General features: G+C 38.3%; 14 protein-coding genes. 12 read left to right on the top strand and 2 right to left on the bottom strand.

Annotated elements, in window-relative coordinates; translation table 11 throughout:
* Positions 1-576: 576 nt before the first annotated feature.
* From SB028_RS13650 to SB028_RS13625, 6 genes are all read left to right on the top strand, one after another.
* Positions 577-2,025 carry a sensor histidine kinase gene (locus tag SB028_RS13650; protein WP_069367837.1) on the top strand — a complete coding sequence of 483 codons (1,449 nt, stop codon included), beginning with the start codon at positions 577-579 and terminating at the stop codon, positions 2,023-2,025.
* Positions 2,025-3,080, top strand: coding sequence for a two-component system QseEF-associated lipoprotein QseG (gene qseG, locus SB028_RS13645; protein ID WP_069367838.1), 1,056 nt, complete (start codon positions 2,025-2,027; stop codon positions 3,078-3,080). The genes SB028_RS13650 and qseG overlap by 1 nt, the downstream gene beginning before the upstream one ends.
* Positions 3,081-3,091: 11 nt before the next feature.
* On the top strand, positions 3,092-4,429 hold the full coding sequence (gene glrR, locus SB028_RS13640; RefSeq protein ID WP_023581612.1) for a two-component system response regulator GlrR: 1,338 nt from the start codon (positions 3,092-3,094) through the stop codon (positions 4,427-4,429).
* A 73-nt stretch (positions 4,430-4,502) separates the two neighbouring features.
* Entirely contained in the window at positions 4,503-6,119 is a 1,617-nt protein-coding gene (locus tag SB028_RS13635) for an NAD+ synthase (protein WP_069367839.1), read from the top strand.
* Between the two features lie 15 nt (positions 6,120-6,134).
* Entirely contained in the window at positions 6,135-6,473 is a 339-nt protein-coding gene (glnB, locus tag SB028_RS13630; protein WP_069367840.1) for a nitrogen regulatory protein P-II, read from the top strand.
* A 260-nt stretch (positions 6,474-6,733) separates the two neighbouring features.
* Entirely contained in the window at positions 6,734-7,381 is a 648-nt protein-coding gene (locus tag SB028_RS13625) for a hypothetical protein (RefSeq protein WP_069367841.1), read from the top strand.
* Between the two features lie 93 nt (positions 7,382-7,474).
* Here the strand turns inward: SB028_RS13625 and hmpA are convergent, their stop codons facing one another.
* Positions 7,475-8,674, bottom strand: coding sequence for an NO-inducible flavohemoprotein (gene hmpA / locus SB028_RS13620; protein ID WP_069367842.1), 1,200 nt, complete (start codon positions 8,672-8,674; stop codon positions 7,475-7,477).
* A gap of 366 nt (positions 8,675-9,040) precedes the next feature.
* Between hmpA and glyA the strand changes: the two genes are divergently transcribed.
* From glyA to SB028_RS13600, 4 genes are all read left to right on the top strand, one after another.
* On the top strand, positions 9,041-10,294 hold the full coding sequence (glyA, locus tag SB028_RS13615; RefSeq protein WP_069367843.1) for a serine hydroxymethyltransferase: 1,254 nt from the start codon (positions 9,041-9,043) through the stop codon (positions 10,292-10,294).
* A gap of 92 nt (positions 10,295-10,386) precedes the next feature.
* On the top strand, positions 10,387-11,541 hold the full coding sequence (locus SB028_RS13610; RefSeq protein WP_318859587.1) for a 3-phenylpropionate MFS transporter: 1,155 nt from the start codon (positions 10,387-10,389) through the stop codon (positions 11,539-11,541).
* A 163-nt stretch (positions 11,542-11,704) separates the two neighbouring features.
* On the top strand, positions 11,705-12,973 hold the full coding sequence (locus SB028_RS13605; protein WP_069368028.1) for a M24 family metallopeptidase: 1,269 nt from the start codon (positions 11,705-11,707) through the stop codon (positions 12,971-12,973).
* 26 nt (positions 12,974-12,999) lie between these two features.
* Entirely contained in the window at positions 13,000-13,671 is a 672-nt protein-coding gene (locus SB028_RS13600) for a CerR family C-terminal domain-containing protein (protein WP_069367845.1), read from the top strand.
* A 65-nt stretch (positions 13,672-13,736) separates the two neighbouring features.
* On the opposite strand, the gene suhB is transcribed toward SB028_RS13600, so the two are convergent.
* A complete protein-coding gene (gene suhB / locus SB028_RS13595; RefSeq protein ID WP_069367846.1) occupies positions 13,737-14,540 on the bottom strand; it encodes an inositol-1-monophosphatase in 804 nt (267 codons plus the stop codon).
* A 124-nt stretch (positions 14,541-14,664) separates the two neighbouring features.
* Between suhB and trmJ the strand changes: the two genes are divergently transcribed.
* Both trmJ and iscR read left to right on the top strand, forming a co-directional pair.
* On the top strand, positions 14,665-15,393 hold the full coding sequence (trmJ, locus tag SB028_RS13590; RefSeq protein ID WP_069367847.1) for a tRNA (cytosine(32)/uridine(32)-2'-O)-methyltransferase TrmJ: 729 nt from the start codon (positions 14,665-14,667) through the stop codon (positions 15,391-15,393).
* Positions 15,394-15,524: 131 nt separating this feature from the next.
* Positions 15,525-16,019 carry a Fe-S cluster assembly transcriptional regulator IscR gene (gene iscR / locus SB028_RS13585; RefSeq protein WP_006533450.1) on the top strand — a complete coding sequence of 165 codons (495 nt, stop codon included), beginning with the start codon at positions 15,525-15,527 and terminating at the stop codon, positions 16,017-16,019.
* Positions 16,020-16,077 lie beyond the last annotated feature (58 nt).

Raw genomic sequence — 16,077 nt, 5'->3', positions numbered from 1 at the left:
TTATTTTAAGTGTCTCTTTTTGGCGACATTTAATTAATTGAAATATAAGTAATTATTAAATTTAGGGTAACTCTGTCTGGATATGGAGACAGTTTGATTGTTTTATAACTAGATAAAAAAGAGTGATAAATAAAATATTAGAGAGATTTTTTATTTTTTGTTTATTTTCAACGCGTTAAATATTTACTTGAAAAGTTGGCACGCCTTGTGCATTATATAAATCAGTTGCTCATTCAACTTTTTATGTCGGTCCACAATATGGGTGGGAACATACCACATAAGCCAGGAATGACGCCAGAGTAAGGTGCCTACCGTCCAACATCATGATACTCGTCTTCGGACCTTATCAAACACAGGGCGACACGTGGAGTGAGGCACCACCTTCATTCTCTTTTAGAGAAAAAAGAGATGAAATATTGACGAGCGGAATATCTCAGTAAGATATTCCGCTCTCCCACTTCTAGAGTCAGCCCCATTTCCTCGTTTGTGTTTGTTCTCTTATTTGATTTTCCTAATGTCGGACTTTTTTCTTGTTATCAAGTCATGTAGCATCGCATTACTCTAATAGGTGTTGAGATGATTTCATTGAAAAAGTGGCGTATTTTCCCTCGTTCTTTAAGACAGCTCGTAATAATGGCATTTTGGATGGTGTTATTACCTTTGCTTGTGCTTGCTTATCAGGCTTATCAAAGTCTTGATCAATTAAGTAATCAGGCGGCTATTACTAATAAAAATGCACTTGCAGATACTGAACGTAGTGAAGTGATGCGAAATCTAGCAATTGAAATGGAAGGAAACTATCGTCGATATTGTGTGTTAAGAGATAAAACCGATGATGATATGTATCAGCAACGTTACCAGCAATACACCAAACTCTTCTCAACATTACAGCAAACCATTATACCTCTTTCTGCTTCTAAAGAAGCCGATGTACTTAATACCTCACTTGAAAAATTAACATCGATTCAATGTGAAAGCAGTGAGCCCACCAAAGAGATGCAACAAGCTTTAGAGCAGTTCTCTTATGCCAATAACCGTATTGTGGTATTAACTAAAGAGATTATTTTTAGCCGTGGTGAACAACTCCAAATGGCAATTGCTGAGAAAGGTCGCTATTTCGGTTGGCAAAGTCTTATCGTTTTTGTTTTCAGCTTGATCCTCATTGCGCTATTTACTCGAATGATTATTGGTCCTGTTAAAGGGATTGAAAAGATGATCAATCGATTAGGTGAAGGACGCACACTCAGTAATAATTTAGATACTTTTCAAGGGCCTAGAGAGTTACGTTCATTAGCTCAACGTATTATTTGGTTAAGTGAGCGTTTAGCATGGCTTGAATCACAGCGACATGAATTTCTGCGTCATATCTCTCATGAGTTAAAAACACCATTAGCCAGTATGCGAGAAGGCACAGAATTATTAGCTGATGAAGTAGCAGGTCCTTTAACGCTTGATCAAAAAGAAGTCGTTTCAATTCTTGATAATAGCAGCAAGCAATTACAACTATTAATTGAACAACTGCTTGATTATAATCGTAAACTTTCTGAAGTCCCTCAACAAATAGAAGATGTGAACTTGACTGATTTAGTCAATGACGTGGTATTAGCTCACAGTTTACCCGCGAGAGCAAAAGATATTAAAACGATAATTTCACTTAATCTAACCACATGTCGAGCAGAAGCGACGTTATTATCACGAGTTATCGACAATCTCTACTCGAATGCGGTGCACTATGGTGCTGAATCAGGTAATATCTGGATCTCTAGTTATCAAGTTGAACAGAAAATAGTTATTGATATAGCCAATAAAGGAACGCCTATCCCTGAATCTGAACAAAAAATGATTTTTGAACCCTTTTTCCAAGGATCGTTGCTACGTAAAGGGGCTGTAAAAGGAAGTGGTTTAGGTTTAAGTATTGCTCATGATTGTATCAAAAGAATGGAAGGTGAATTAAGCGTTGTTCCTTCTGACTATGCCGATGTCTGTTTTCGTATTGAATTACCGCTACTTTCTGAGATTAAATAATGCAAATCAGGTCACAAAAACGAGCATCTCCTCATCATGAGTATAAAAAAATAAATAAGAAGATGCTTGGTATTGAATTGTTATCTATGGCCCCTGCATCAACTAGAAAAATCGTATCAAATTGGAAGCAGTGTTTCTTATTTATTATGCTTCCGCTGGTTCTTTCAGGGTGTACCCCAAAGTCGCTCACTGAGACACAAGAGCCTGAGCAAGAAATCCCTGTTGTTAAACAAAAAACGATTGATTATCGTTGGGCTGAATGCAAAACATTAAGCTCATTTTATGATGAAGGTATCAATAACGCACTTTATTGGTTACGTGTCATTGAATGTACAAACCGCATAATGACGACAGAAGCACAGCGTCAAGCAAGCAGTGTTGTCGTCACAGGTTGGGATGATGCATTTTATAAAAGTATCCTATTAGAGCGTGCGGGAATGACGATTGCCGATCGTCGAACACAATTAGTGTTATTAGAAAGCTATAAATTACAATTTCCGAGTTCTATGCGAACACTATTATCGACATGGATTGAGAACCAAACACTCATTCTCTCTTTAGCAGAAGAAAAAAGTCGTTATCGTCGTTTAACCACAGATACGGATAATAGAATTGATACGCTAAGAAAAGAAAATAGTGTGTTACAGCATGAACTGAATGTGACCCTGAAAAAGCTTGAAAGCCTTACCCAAATTGAACGTCAGTTATCGAATAGAAAACAGAGTAGCTCTGTTGATTCGCTATCGCAAAATGAAGATTTAGCCGAGAGCGCACCCGCAACCTCTGCGGAAACCGAAACAGTAAATACAGAGAAACCGACTACCGAAAAACCCGAGGTTGAAAAAACGACTGAAAAACCTGTTTCGACGCAATCGATAACAGATAAGTCAAAGGGCGAGGAAAAACAACCTTCTGCAACAGTGGTTAAACCAGAGCCTTCAAAATCAGGATCTACGAAAACTGAATCTACGAAACCTGAGGCGGTAAAACCAGAACCTGTCAAAACGGATACTGACACACAAAGCTCAAAACCGACTGAAGCAGGTTCTAAATAAGGAGAATGTGCATGGCTGGCCATAAATCAGCAAATCTTTTACTTGTCGATGACGATCCTGGGTTATTAAAGTTACTTGGTATGCGATTAACAAGTGAAGGTTTTCATATCTTCACCGCTGAAAGTGGACAAGAAGCACTAAAACTTCTCTTAAAAGAAAAAATAGACCTTGTTATTAGTGATCTCCGAATGGATGAAATGGATGGCATGGCATTGTTTGCTGAAATACAACGTCAACAACCCGGTATGCCTGTTATCATTCTTACTGCTCATGGCTCTATTCCTGATGCGGTAGCGGCAACACAGCAAGGGGTATTTAGCTTTTTAACCAAACCGGTTGATAGAGACGCACTGTATAAAGCGATTGATGAAGCTCTTGAGCTTGTGACGATTGTTTCAGATGAGGAATGGTCAAAAGATATCGTAACACGTAGCCCGCAAATGCTACGTTTATTAGAGCAAGCAAAACTCGTCGCCCAATCAGATGTGAGTGTACTTATCAATGGTCAAAGTGGTACGGGGAAAGAAGTGCTTGCTCAAGCTATCCATCGCGCAAGTCCTAGAGCAAAAAAACCTTTTATCGCCATTAACTGTGGTGCTTTACCAGAGCAACTACTCGAGTCTGAATTATTTGGTCATGCGAAAGGCGCTTTTACAGGCGCGGTGAGTAGTCGTGAAGGTCTGTTTCAGGCCGCTGAAGGTGGCACATTATTTTTAGATGAGATTGGCGATATGCCAATGGCATTGCAAGTTAAGTTATTACGTGTTTTACAAGAGCGAAAAGTTCGCCCATTAGGCAGTAACCGCGATATTGATATTGATGTACGTATTCTTTCTGCAACGCATCGTGATTTACCTAAAGCGATGGAACGTAATGAATTTCGTGAAGATCTGTTCTATCGTTTAAATGTGGTTAATTTACGTATTCCGACATTAAGTGAGAGGGCCGAAGATATTCCTATTCTTGCTAATCACTTATTGAGAGAGTCTGCCAAACGTCATAAACCTTTTGTTCGAAGCTTTTCAACCGATGCGATGAAATGCTTAATGACAGCAAGTTGGCCGGGTAATGTGCGCCAATTGGTTAATGTGATTGAGCAATGTGTTGCGTTAACAACGGCACCCGTGATTAGTGAAGCGCTTGTAACACAGGCATTACAAGGTGAAAATACAGCACTGCCTACATTTGCAGAAGCTAGAGGGCATTTTGAAATGACCTATTTGAGAAAGCTTTTACAAATGACAAAGGGCAATGTGACCCAAGCCGCTCGTATGGCTGGGCGTAATCGAACTGAGTTTTACAAATTGTTATCTCGTCATGAGCTAGATGCGAATGATTTTAAAGAATAACCTTTTCAGATAACGAATATATTTTTAAACTAACTTTCCTTTTATGCGGAAGATAGCGGAGAGACTAATTGTTATGAGTCGTAAACTAAAACTCGCCATGGCTCAACTTAATTGGGTTGTTGGCGATATTGAAGGTAACTGCGAACGCATGTTATCTACCGTTAAAGCACAAGAAGAGGCTGATTTAGTCATGTTCTCTGAATTGGCTTTATGCGGTTACTCTCCTGAAGATCTGCTATTTCGTCCTGATTTCCAACAGCGTTGTGAAACACAACTTACGCGTTTAGAACAAGCAAGTAAAAAAACGGCGATTGTTGTTGGACATCCTTGGTGGCAAAACGGCAAAATTTACAATGCACTTTCATTTTTCTATAAAGGTGAATTACAAGCGCGTTATTTCAAACAGCAATTACCTAATTATGGTGTGTTTGATGAGAAGCGTTATTTTCAACAAGGCAATGAGCGCTGTGTGGTACCATTTAAAGGCTACCATCTAGGTTTGTTAATTTGTGAAGATATTTGGATCAATGAACCTATCGATGCATTAAAGCAAGCAGGTGCTGATCTCGTTCTATCTATTAATGCATCTCCTTATAACCGTGAAAAACCCCATGTTCGTACACAACTCATTAAAGAACATTGCCAAAGAACACATCTTCCTGTGATTTATCTTAACCAAATTGGTGGTCAAGATGAGTTGGTGTTTGATGGTTGTTCAAAAGTATTTGATGAACGCGGTACTATTACGCATCGTTTAGCCGCATTTGATGAGCAAACTACCATCGTTGAATTTGACGAATTAAATATTATTCCGATGGAAGATCCTGCGCCAGAACTTTCACCTTTAGCGCAAGTTTATCAAGCGTTAGTGCTTGCAACACGTGATTATGTCATTAAAAACGGTTTTAAAGGTGCAATTCTTGGATTATCTGGTGGTATTGATTCTGGATTAACGGTTGCTATCGCGGCTGATGCCTTAGGAAAAGAGAGTGTTCAGGCTGTTATGATGCCATTTCGTTATACTTCAGAAATGAGTATTCATGACGCAAAAGAACAAGCAGATTTATTAGGTGTTGAGTTTGATACGGTTTCCATTGAACCCATGTTTGATGCTTTTATGACTCAGCTTGCCCCTATTTTTAAAGATACCGCGGCAGATACTACCGAAGAAAATTTACAAGCACGTTGTCGTGCTGTTATTTTGATGGCAATGTCGAATAAACGTCGCCGTTTAGTGTTAACGACAAGCAATAAAAGTGAATCAGCCGTGGGATACTCCACATTGTATGGTGATATGGCGGGTGGTTTTGATGTACTAAAAGATGTACCTAAAACGTTAGTTTTTGAACTTTCTAAATATCGTAATACACTTTCACCCGCTATTCCTCAGCGTGTTATTGATAGGCCACCATCAGCAGAACTTGCACCGGGACAGACAGACCAAGATAATTTACCTCCTTATGACATTCTGGATGCTATTCTTGAAGGTTATGTTGAACAAGATAAATCTGTATCTGATTTAGTTGCAGTCGGATTTGATGAAGCGACAGTCCGTAAAGTGATAAAATTAGTCGATATTAATGAATATAAGCGACGTCAAGCCCCTGTTGGGCCACGTATTACAAGTCGTAATTTTGGTAAAGATCGCAGATACCCAATTACAAGCGGTTTTGGTCGCCACAACTGGTAATAGCAGGATAATACGATGAAAAAAATTGAAGCGATAATTAAGCCGTTTAAATTAGATGATGTAAGAGAAGCGCTCGGCGAAGTGGGTATCACGGGAATGACCGTAACAGAAGTGAAAGGTTTCGGTCGCCAAAAAGGGCATACTGAGCTTTACCGCGGCGCTGAATACATGGTCGACTTTTTACCTAAAGTGAAGATTGAAATTGTTGTCTCTGATGAGATTGTTGAAACCTGTGTAGAGACTATTATGACAACGGCACAAACAGGTAAAATTGGTGATGGTAAGATTTTTGTCTTTGATGTGAATCGTGTTATTCGTATTCGTACTGGTGAACAAGACGAAGAAGCTATTTAGTTATTAATTTAAGCCAAATAAATATATTCTGCATTTTTATTAAAGCTCGATATTTTTAATCAAAATATCGAGCTTTTTCTTTTTCTTGTACATAATTAGTTTTTTTATGTTTTGCCTATAATGCTATTTATATCTTATACAAGTCTATTGATGATACTGAACAATTTATTTTACTATTTTTTGTTAACTTCAAGGCACAAAATGTTATTCAATAACTTTTAAGGAAAGTTATTATCATCAATATTAAAAATCATTAAGGTATGGGCAAAAAAGTGTTTAATTATTTATTAAAGTGTCTTGCTTTATTTTTATGTGCAGCAGTGTTAATCGCTATCACTACGGGATTTATCTTTCTTGATATTTTGGTGTTTGATAATGGTATTTCTGAAACATCGGTAACTGAATTAGGTCAAGAGATTATTGTCGCGATTATCTGCTTATTCTTTTTTGTTAAAGCGTGCCAAGAAAGTGAACAACGGGGGGCGTTCACGCTTATTATGGGCTTTTTCTTGTGTATTTTAATTCGTGAGTTAGACGGTGTATTTGATCAGATTGCACATGGTTCTTGGGTTTGGTTTGCGCTAACGGTGGCGTTTATTTGTATTGCAGTTGCAATTAGAGAAGGTAAGAGAACGTTAAAAGGTTTAATTCACTTTATTACTCATCCGAGCCATGGAATGTTAGTCGCGGGTCTATTATGTATTTTACTGTTTTCTCGTTTATTTGGGATGGGAATACTTTGGCATAAATTATTAGGCGAAGATTATAACCGTGCTGTTAAAAATATGGTGGAAGAGGGCAGTGAATTATTTGGTTATACGCTCTGTTTAGCGAGTGTTATTTGGTATGGTTTTTCTGCTAAAGATCATGTTATTCCTACTGCGATTGAAAATAAATATCAATCATAAAAAGCAGTAAAATAATCAATAAAAGCGCTAGTAAATATAATTTTATCAGCGCTTTTTTCTTCAATTTAAAATTGAACGTTAATAAAGGTATTTCTATTGTTGATCTTGTGTAATAACAGCATGAGGACCAAAACATTCATAATGAAGTTTTTCACTATGAATACCTAATTCAATAAGTTGCTTAGCAATAGATTGCATAAAAGGCAATGGACCACAAAAATAGAAATGCATATCAGGAATAACTAACCAATCTTCCACTTGGTTTAATGTCATTAAGCCTTCGAATTGATAATCTGTATTTTGCACGTCTTCAGAACGTGGTGTGCGATACCATATTGCTTGTTGATAGTGCGAAAGTTGATTGCCGATTTGATTAACTTCATCTTTAAACGCATGAACACCACCATGTTCAGCCGCATGTAACCAATTAATATTAGCTTGATGAGCTGAAAGTGTGTGTAACATAGATAGCATTGGCGTTAAACCCACTCCAGCTGAAATTAAGGTGACTGGTGTGGTTGGTGATACATCTAAATAAAAATCTCCCCCTGGTGCTGCGACTTGTAAAGTATCACCTTCTTGAACATGGTTATGAAGAAAATTGGATAAAATGCCTTGATCTTCGCGTTTTACTGCGATGCGATAGGTTTTATTATTTGAAGATTGAGTTAATGAATATTGACGTATTTCTTGGTTTTCAAGATGTTCATTACGGATATAAAGACTTAAATATTGCCCTGCTTGATAAGCAGTCACAGGAAGTCCATCTTCGGGCTCTAATTCAAAACTGGTAATAACATCACTTTGTTTTACTTTATGTTTAACTTTAAAGTTTCGTAGTCCTCTCCAACCTCCGTTTGCTTGTTCTTTTTGTTGATAAATTTGCTCTTCGCGTTTGATAAAGACATCAGCCAATACTTGATAAGCCGCACCCCAAGCGTCGAGTACTTCTTGTCCAGGACTAAACATCTCATCAATTGTGGCTAATAAATTTTCACCAACGATGGGATAGTGTTCAGGAAGAATATTTAAACTGGCGTGTTTTTGTGCGATTTTTTCAACAGCAGGCAAAATGGTGGCTAAGTTTTCAATGTTCATTGCATAAGCACATATCGCATTAAATAAGGCTTCACGTTGCGCACCACTGCTTTGATGACTCATCGTGAAAATGTCTTTTAACTCTGGATGGCGAGAAAACATTCGCTCATAAAAATGGGCAGTTAATGCAGGACCTGTTCTAGCAATGAGGGGAATTGTTGATTTAATTGTCGTGATAGTTTGTGCATCTAACATAATTGCTCCTGAAAAATTTTCAGTTTATTGTGAATTTTTATAAATTGCATTTTATATGCAACTTATCTCTTTTTGATTATTTTGTAAATCTCTGTTTTTATTTTTTAACAAAAAATCTCAATTCTTAGAGAATGATGTGGGGGGTTTGCAAAATAAGACGAGATGTGCCTCAAAAAGAGGAATAAGCGCAGGATAAAATGAGGTTGTTAAAAAGTAATAATGTACTGTTATAATTGGATGGCAAACGATTGCGTATTTTTTCATTAAGGGGTATCTCAATGAAGAAAAAGAGTTTACACTGTATGGCATTCTTTCTCCCAAATGGGAGTTTGTCTTTAGTGAAGTTAGCTGAGTCAGGAGATGTGAATGTTAAAACGTGAAATGAATATTGCTGATTACGATCCAGAATTATGGAATGCAATGGAAGGTGAAGTGACTCGTCAAGAAGAGCACATCGAACTTATTGCTTCTGAAAATTATACCAGCCCTCGTGTTATGCAGGCGCAGGGATCTCAGCTGACAAATAAATATGCTGAAGGCTATCCGGGTAAACGTTACTACGGTGGTTGTGAGTATGTGGATGTTGTAGAGCAACTGGCTATCGATCGTGCAAAAGCATTATTTGGTGCAGATTATGCTAACGTACAGCCTCACTCAGGCTCTCAAGCGAATGCCGCTGTCTATATGGCATTATTAAAACCAGGTGATACTGTTTTAGGTATGAACCTAGCGCAAGGCGGCCACTTAACTCATGGTTCACCCGTTAACTTCTCGGGTAAACTGTATAATATCGTACCTTATGGTATTGATGAATCAGGTAAAATCGATTACGAAGATATCGCTGTTCAAGCTAAAAAACATCAACCAAAAATGATCATTGGTGGGTTCTCTGCTTATTCTGGTCTGGTTGATTGGGCTAAAATGCGTGAAATTGCAGACAGCATTGGTGCATTCTTATTTGTTGATATGGCACACGTAGCAGGTATGGTTGCTGCGGGTGTTTATCCTAACCCTGTTCCTCATGCGCATGTTGTTACAACAACAACCCACAAAACTTTAGCAGGTCCACGTGGTGGTCTTATTCTTGCTAAAGGTGGTGATGAAGAGTTTTATAAAAAACTGAACTCTGCTGTATTCCCAGGCTCTCAAGGTGGCCCTTTAATGCATGTTATTGCAGGTAAAGCGGTTGCATTAAAAGAAGCGATGGAACCAGAATTTAAAGTTTATCAGCAACAAGTTGCTAAAAACTCGAAAGCAATGGTAGAAGTTTTCTTAGATCGCGGTTATAAAGTAGTATCTGGCGGAACTGAAAACCACCTGTTTTTATTAGATTTAGTTGATAAAGATATTACAGGTAAAGACGCAGATGCTGCACTGGGTCGTGCAAATATCACTGTTAACAAAAACAGTGTACCAAATGATCCACGTAGCCCATTTGTAACTTCTGGTGTTCGTATTGGTTCTCCAGCAATTACACGTCGTGGTTTTAAAGAAGCGGAAGCTCGTGAATTAGCCGGTTGGATGTGTGATGTCCTTGATAATATCAATGATGAAGCGAACATTGAGAAAGTGAAACAAAAAGTCTTGGATATCTGCGCTAAATTTCCAGTTTACGCATAAGTTTGTAACGATATAATAAAACCCGTTGTACAAGCCCGCTTCGAGAACTTGTTCTTGGCGGGTTTTTTTGCATCTTAAAAATGGGGGATTGGATGGTTATTCCATCAACATTGTGGCTTGCCTTAGATTATTTTACCTATTTCTTTTCATACGGTATCTTTTTGCCTTTTTGGTCCATATGGCTAAAAGGAGAGGGTGTCGATCCTGCAATGATAGGTCTATTATTGGGTGTAGGTTTAACCGCACGTTTTGTTGGTAGCCTAATTTTAACGCCTGCGGTAAAGGATCCATCAAAACTTATCACTGCATTGAGATTATTCGCTTTTCTTTCATTACTTTTTACTGTTGCATTTATGATGGGGAGTCATTGGGCATGGTTATTCTTTGTGATGACCGGGTTTAACGTTTTCTTTTCACCAATGGTGCCTTTAGGGGATTCTCTAGCCGGAACGTGGCAAAAGCAGTTTCCTTTTAATTATGGAAAAATCCGAGTTTGGGGCTCAATCGCTTTTATTATTAGCTCATCATTGTTAGGCATTTTAATTGATGCGTTTGGACATCCCATTATTCTTTATGGATTGATTGCCAGTACATTTGCACTATTCCTGACATCTATGCTACGCCCTAAAGTTATGCCACAGGGTAAAGTGAAAAAAGCAGAACACAATAATGTGTCCTTTATAAAACTCATTTCAGATGGTCCCGTTTGGCGTTTTCTGCTATGTGTCTCTTTATTGCAAGGTGCACACGCAGCTTATTATGGCTTTAGTGCACTTTATTGGGAAAAAGCGGGATATGATACCGCAACAATTGGCTATCTTTGGTCATTAGGTGTGGTTTCAGAAGTGGTTGTTTTTATGCTGAGCCATCGTTTATTCCGCCGTTGGAGTGCAAGAAATCTACTCTTACTTTCTGCTTTTGCTGGACTGTTGCGTTGGGGATTAATGGGAAGTTTTACCGCATTACCTGCGCTTATTATTGTTCAGATATTACATAGTGGTACATTTACAGTGTGCCATTTAGCTGCGATGCGTTTTATTAGTGCACGTCAAGAGCACGAAATTATTCGTCTACAAGCAGTGTATTCAGCATTAGCGATGGGCGGCAGTATTGCGATCATGACCATTGTCTCTGGTTGGTTGTATGAAAAACTACCTAATCAAGAATCATTGATCTTCTGGTTAATGGCCGCATTAACGATCCCTGCTATGTTTATCAGACCCAAAGTACAGCCTCAAAATACCTAATTTTTTATTTCATAAAAATTAAGATCTGTAATATCCCTTGATATTGCAGATCTTTTTTTTCTCCTTTAAAAGCGCATTTTTTGATCAAGTGAATCATTGATTATCATAAATATTAGGGGTAAATTTAATTCATTCAAATGAATGAATGTTAAAAGGTACTATTATGAATAATAAATTGGAGATCCCAGCGAGTTTTTCTTTACAAGAAAGAGACAGACGCTGGCAGTTAGCTCGAGATATTATGAAAGATAATCAGCTAGATACATTGATTGTCTATGGTGATAGAGAATCTGCCGCACCCGCACCATTTTGTATTGATCACTATTTTACAAATGATCGACTCGGGGCGGTCGTTATTTTTCATGAAGATAAAAAACCACTTATCGTTACTTTTGCACCAATGATGATCGCTGATCATATGCAAGCAAAACTACGCGGTGATTTGCAGTGGATTGATGAAGATAATCTTGTTGTAGGAAAAACAGGGCGTAATATTGCCCGATTGTTGAAAGAAATGGGAGTGCAACAAAATGCACATATTGGTGTGATTGGTTTAGAGCCTTATCCTCCATTCTACTTTGATGGTGCAATGCCATTTAATACTCTAAACGGTATTAAAGATGCATTTCCTTATGCTAAATTTAGTTGTGTTTATCGTGATTTCTTTAAACGCGCATCGATCAAAAGTGAAGAAGAACTGGCTCACATAAGATATGCGGCAACCATTGGTGAAGCAATGAGTGAAGCTATGCGCGTGACAACCAGACCAGGAGCGACAGAAGCCGATCTTGCTGCTGCTATTACTGCGACGTGTTTATCCAGAGGTGGGTTTACGGCTGAAATTCTCATGGGTTCAGGTTCTGAATACATCGGTTGGGGGCCTCCAGCTTGGCAATATCGTTCACAAGCCCCTCGTGAAATTCAAATGGGGGATATTGTGTTATCAGAAATCTTCGCTTTATATGGCATGTATGAAACACAACACCAAGCTGCCGTTGCCGTGGGTAAAATTCATGAGAATTTAGAAAAAGCCGCTTTGGTTGCTCGTGAATGTTATCAAATAGGTGTTGAACATTTAAAGGCGGGTGTTACTTTTGGTGAAGTCGTTGATTTAATGGAAAAACCATTATTAAAATCAGGAGGATGGCATGTACATCCACTTATCCATAGCATTAATCCTTACGGGCCTATTGGCTTTGGTACTGCTCCGGGTATTGAATCATTGCCATTGGCTAGTCGTTATAAACAAATTGAACGATTACCAAATCCGGGACGAGAAATTGTATTACAAGAAGGGATGACATTTGCATTTGAACCTAACTGTGGCTTCGGTCATCATTTATGTAACTTAGGTGGTACGGTTGTCGTTGGTAAAAGTAATGGGATTGAGTTAAATTCAAACTCAACACAATTAATGCGGGCTGATTTATAAGCCTAATAATAAATAGTTAATAAATAATGAAAAACACCAGTAAAACTGTGATAAGTACAGAACAGACTCAAGAAAAGTTAGTACAAGAAGGTATTAAGCTTTTTGCATTACACGGAATAAGTGGGTTGAGAACGAGACAACTTGCGCAGGATGCTGGTGTTAATCAATCAGCAATTCCTTATCATTTTGGTGGGAAACTGGGGGTTTATACCGCAGTAATTCAATATATTGCGACAGAATTAGCGTCAGAAATTCATTTTGACCAATTTGATAATAAGCTTCAGTCTCTATTAAAAGAAAATAAGTTAGATCGGGGATCACTTGCCTCACTGATTTCATTATTAGTCTCAAGATTAACACAAGCTTTATTAGCACCAGAGCGTCATTATTACAGTCAGTTGATTTTACGTGAGCAATTGGAGCCTACTGAAAATTATGAGTTAATTTACCGTAATTTTATTGAGCCTTTTCATTTACGGCTATCCCATCTGATTAAATTAATCGATAAAAATAGTAAGGCATTAACTACAACTATCCGTGCTCATGCGATCATTGGGCAAATACTTGGGTTTGTGATCGCGAAAAAAGCATTTTTATTTCGTATTGATAAACAAGAAATAACACCACAATTATTAGAGAATATCACACACGAAATTAGCCAATTATCAGTGAGCGCACTATTCGCGATAGATGAGTAAGTAAAATAAAAAAGACCATAATATGATGGTCTTTTTCTTTTATATTTTAATTCGTATCAATAAAATTAACGTTTTAATGCATCTGTTAATTCGCTACGAATCTCAGCTAATAATGCTCTGACAACACGAGGGTTACCAGCAACAATATTACCTGTTTGTAGGTAACCGTGGTTACCTGTAAAGTCAGAAACGATAGCACCTGCTTCACGAGCGATTAATTCGCCACCTAAGAAATCCCAAGGTTTTAAGCCAATCTCAAAGAAACCATCAACACGACCTGCAGCAACATAAGCTAAATCTAATGCTGCTGAACCTGTGCGACGGAAATCAGCACAAGGTACAAACAGTTTACCTAACATGTTCATGTAAGCGGCTGAATGTTGTTTACTTTTAAATGGAAAACCGGTCGCAAGAACAGCACCATCTAAATCGCGAGCGTTAGAGCCACGTAGACGATAACCATTTAATTGTGCGCCTTGGCCACGAACGGCTGAGAATAATTCGTTACGCATAGGATCGTAAACAACAGCAACTTCAGTACGACCTTTAATGCGTACAGCAATAGAAACAGAGAAGTGTGGAAGACGTTTAATGAAGTTAGTGGTGCCATCAAGTGGATCAATAACCCATTGTATATCGTGATCTTCACCGAGTAACTCGCCACTTTCTTCCGTAATAATGGTGTGTTTTGGATAAGATTTACGGATGATTTCAATGATTATTTTTTCTGCGTCACGGTCAACGTTAGTGACAAAATCATTGGTACCTTTCTGATTAGTCTCTACAGATTCAGGATTTTCGTAATTTTTGGCGATTAAATTACCAGCCTTACGTGCGGCACGTATGGCAATATTCAGCATCGGATGCATGGTTATCTTCCACAAGATGTTAAAGAACGAGGATAAAAAACGTGCCAGAGTATAACAGGCATTCGTGTTTCTGGCTACAATTGTGATAAAATAGATAGATCACAAAGCAATTAACAAGAAATCAATGTTAGAAAATATTCGCATCATCCTTGTAGAAACCTCGCATACAGGCAATATGGGCTCTGCAGCTCGAGCTATGAAAACCATGGGATTAACCAATCTTTATTTTGTTAACCCAAAAGAAAAACCCGATTCACATTCTATTGCGCTATCAGCAGGTGCAAGTGATGTTATTGGCAATGCTCATATTGTTAATAGTATCGATGAAGCGATTGAAGGCTGTGGTTTAGTCATAGGAACAAGTGCCCGTAGTCGTACACTTTCTTGGCCAATGCTGGCGCCTCGTGAATGTGGTGAGCGTTGTGTTATGGAAGCTAAAAATAAGCCTGTTGCTGTTATTTTTGGTCGTGAACGCACAGGTTTAACTAATGAAGAATTACAAAAATGTGATTTTCATTTGTATGTTCCGACTAATCCAGAATATGGCTCTTTAAATTTAGCGATGGCAGTTCAGCTTGTTAGTTATGAAATTCGTATGGCAGCACTTGCCCAAGAAGAAAAACAAGAGGAAAATAACCCATCAGAGATTGATTATCCACCAGCAGATGATATAGAACGTTTTTATGTTCATTTAGAACAGGTGCTTAATGAATCTGGCTTTATTCGCCCTAAACATCCGGGGCAAGTAATGAGCCGTTTACGCCGTCTATTTACGCGTGCGCGACCAGAAACACAAGAGCTTCATATCTTACGTGGTATCCTGACGTCAGTTGAGAAATGGGCTAAGAAATAGAGGGCAAAGTTGATTAACTTTAGTCAACTTTCGGCTGAGTATAATACTTGACTAAAACACTCGGATAAATAGTTGACTAAATTACTCGGGAATGACACAATTTGATTATTGTTCACCACGGAGTATTTGTTATGAGACTGACATCAAAAGGGCGTTACGCAGTTACTGCAATGCTTGATGTTGCATTGCATTCACAGCAAGGCCCTGTCCCCCTCGCTGATATTTCAGAGCGTCAAGGGATTTCCCTTTCTTATCTTGAGCAGCTTTTTTCACGTTTGCGCAAAAACGAATTAGTCGCAAGTGTTCGTGGTCCTGGTGGTGGCTATTTATTAGGTCGTGACGCAGGGCAAATTTTTGTTGCTCAAGTTATTTCTGCGGTTGATGAATCTGTCGATGCTACCCGTTGTCAGGGTAACAAAGAAGGTTGTCAAGGTGGCGATCGTTGCCTGACTCATACTTTGTGGCGTGATTTAAGTGATCGTATAACCAGTTTCCTAAGCAGTATCAGCCTTGAAGAGTTAGTAAATAACGAAGAGGTTATGGATGTCGCCGATCGTCAAGACAATGAAAAACGCCATGCTATCAATGGTCGTTTACAAGAAACCATTGTTAATATGCGAGTTTAACGGCGATCTCTAGGTAGACAAAAACAAAATTATTAAAGAAGATCCGTCGTCTTTGGAG

The organism is Proteus vulgaris (assembly GCF_033708015.1).
GTDB lineage: Bacteria > Pseudomonadota > Gammaproteobacteria > Enterobacterales > Enterobacteriaceae > Proteus.
This window is presented reverse-complemented; position numbering and strand designations above follow the sequence as displayed.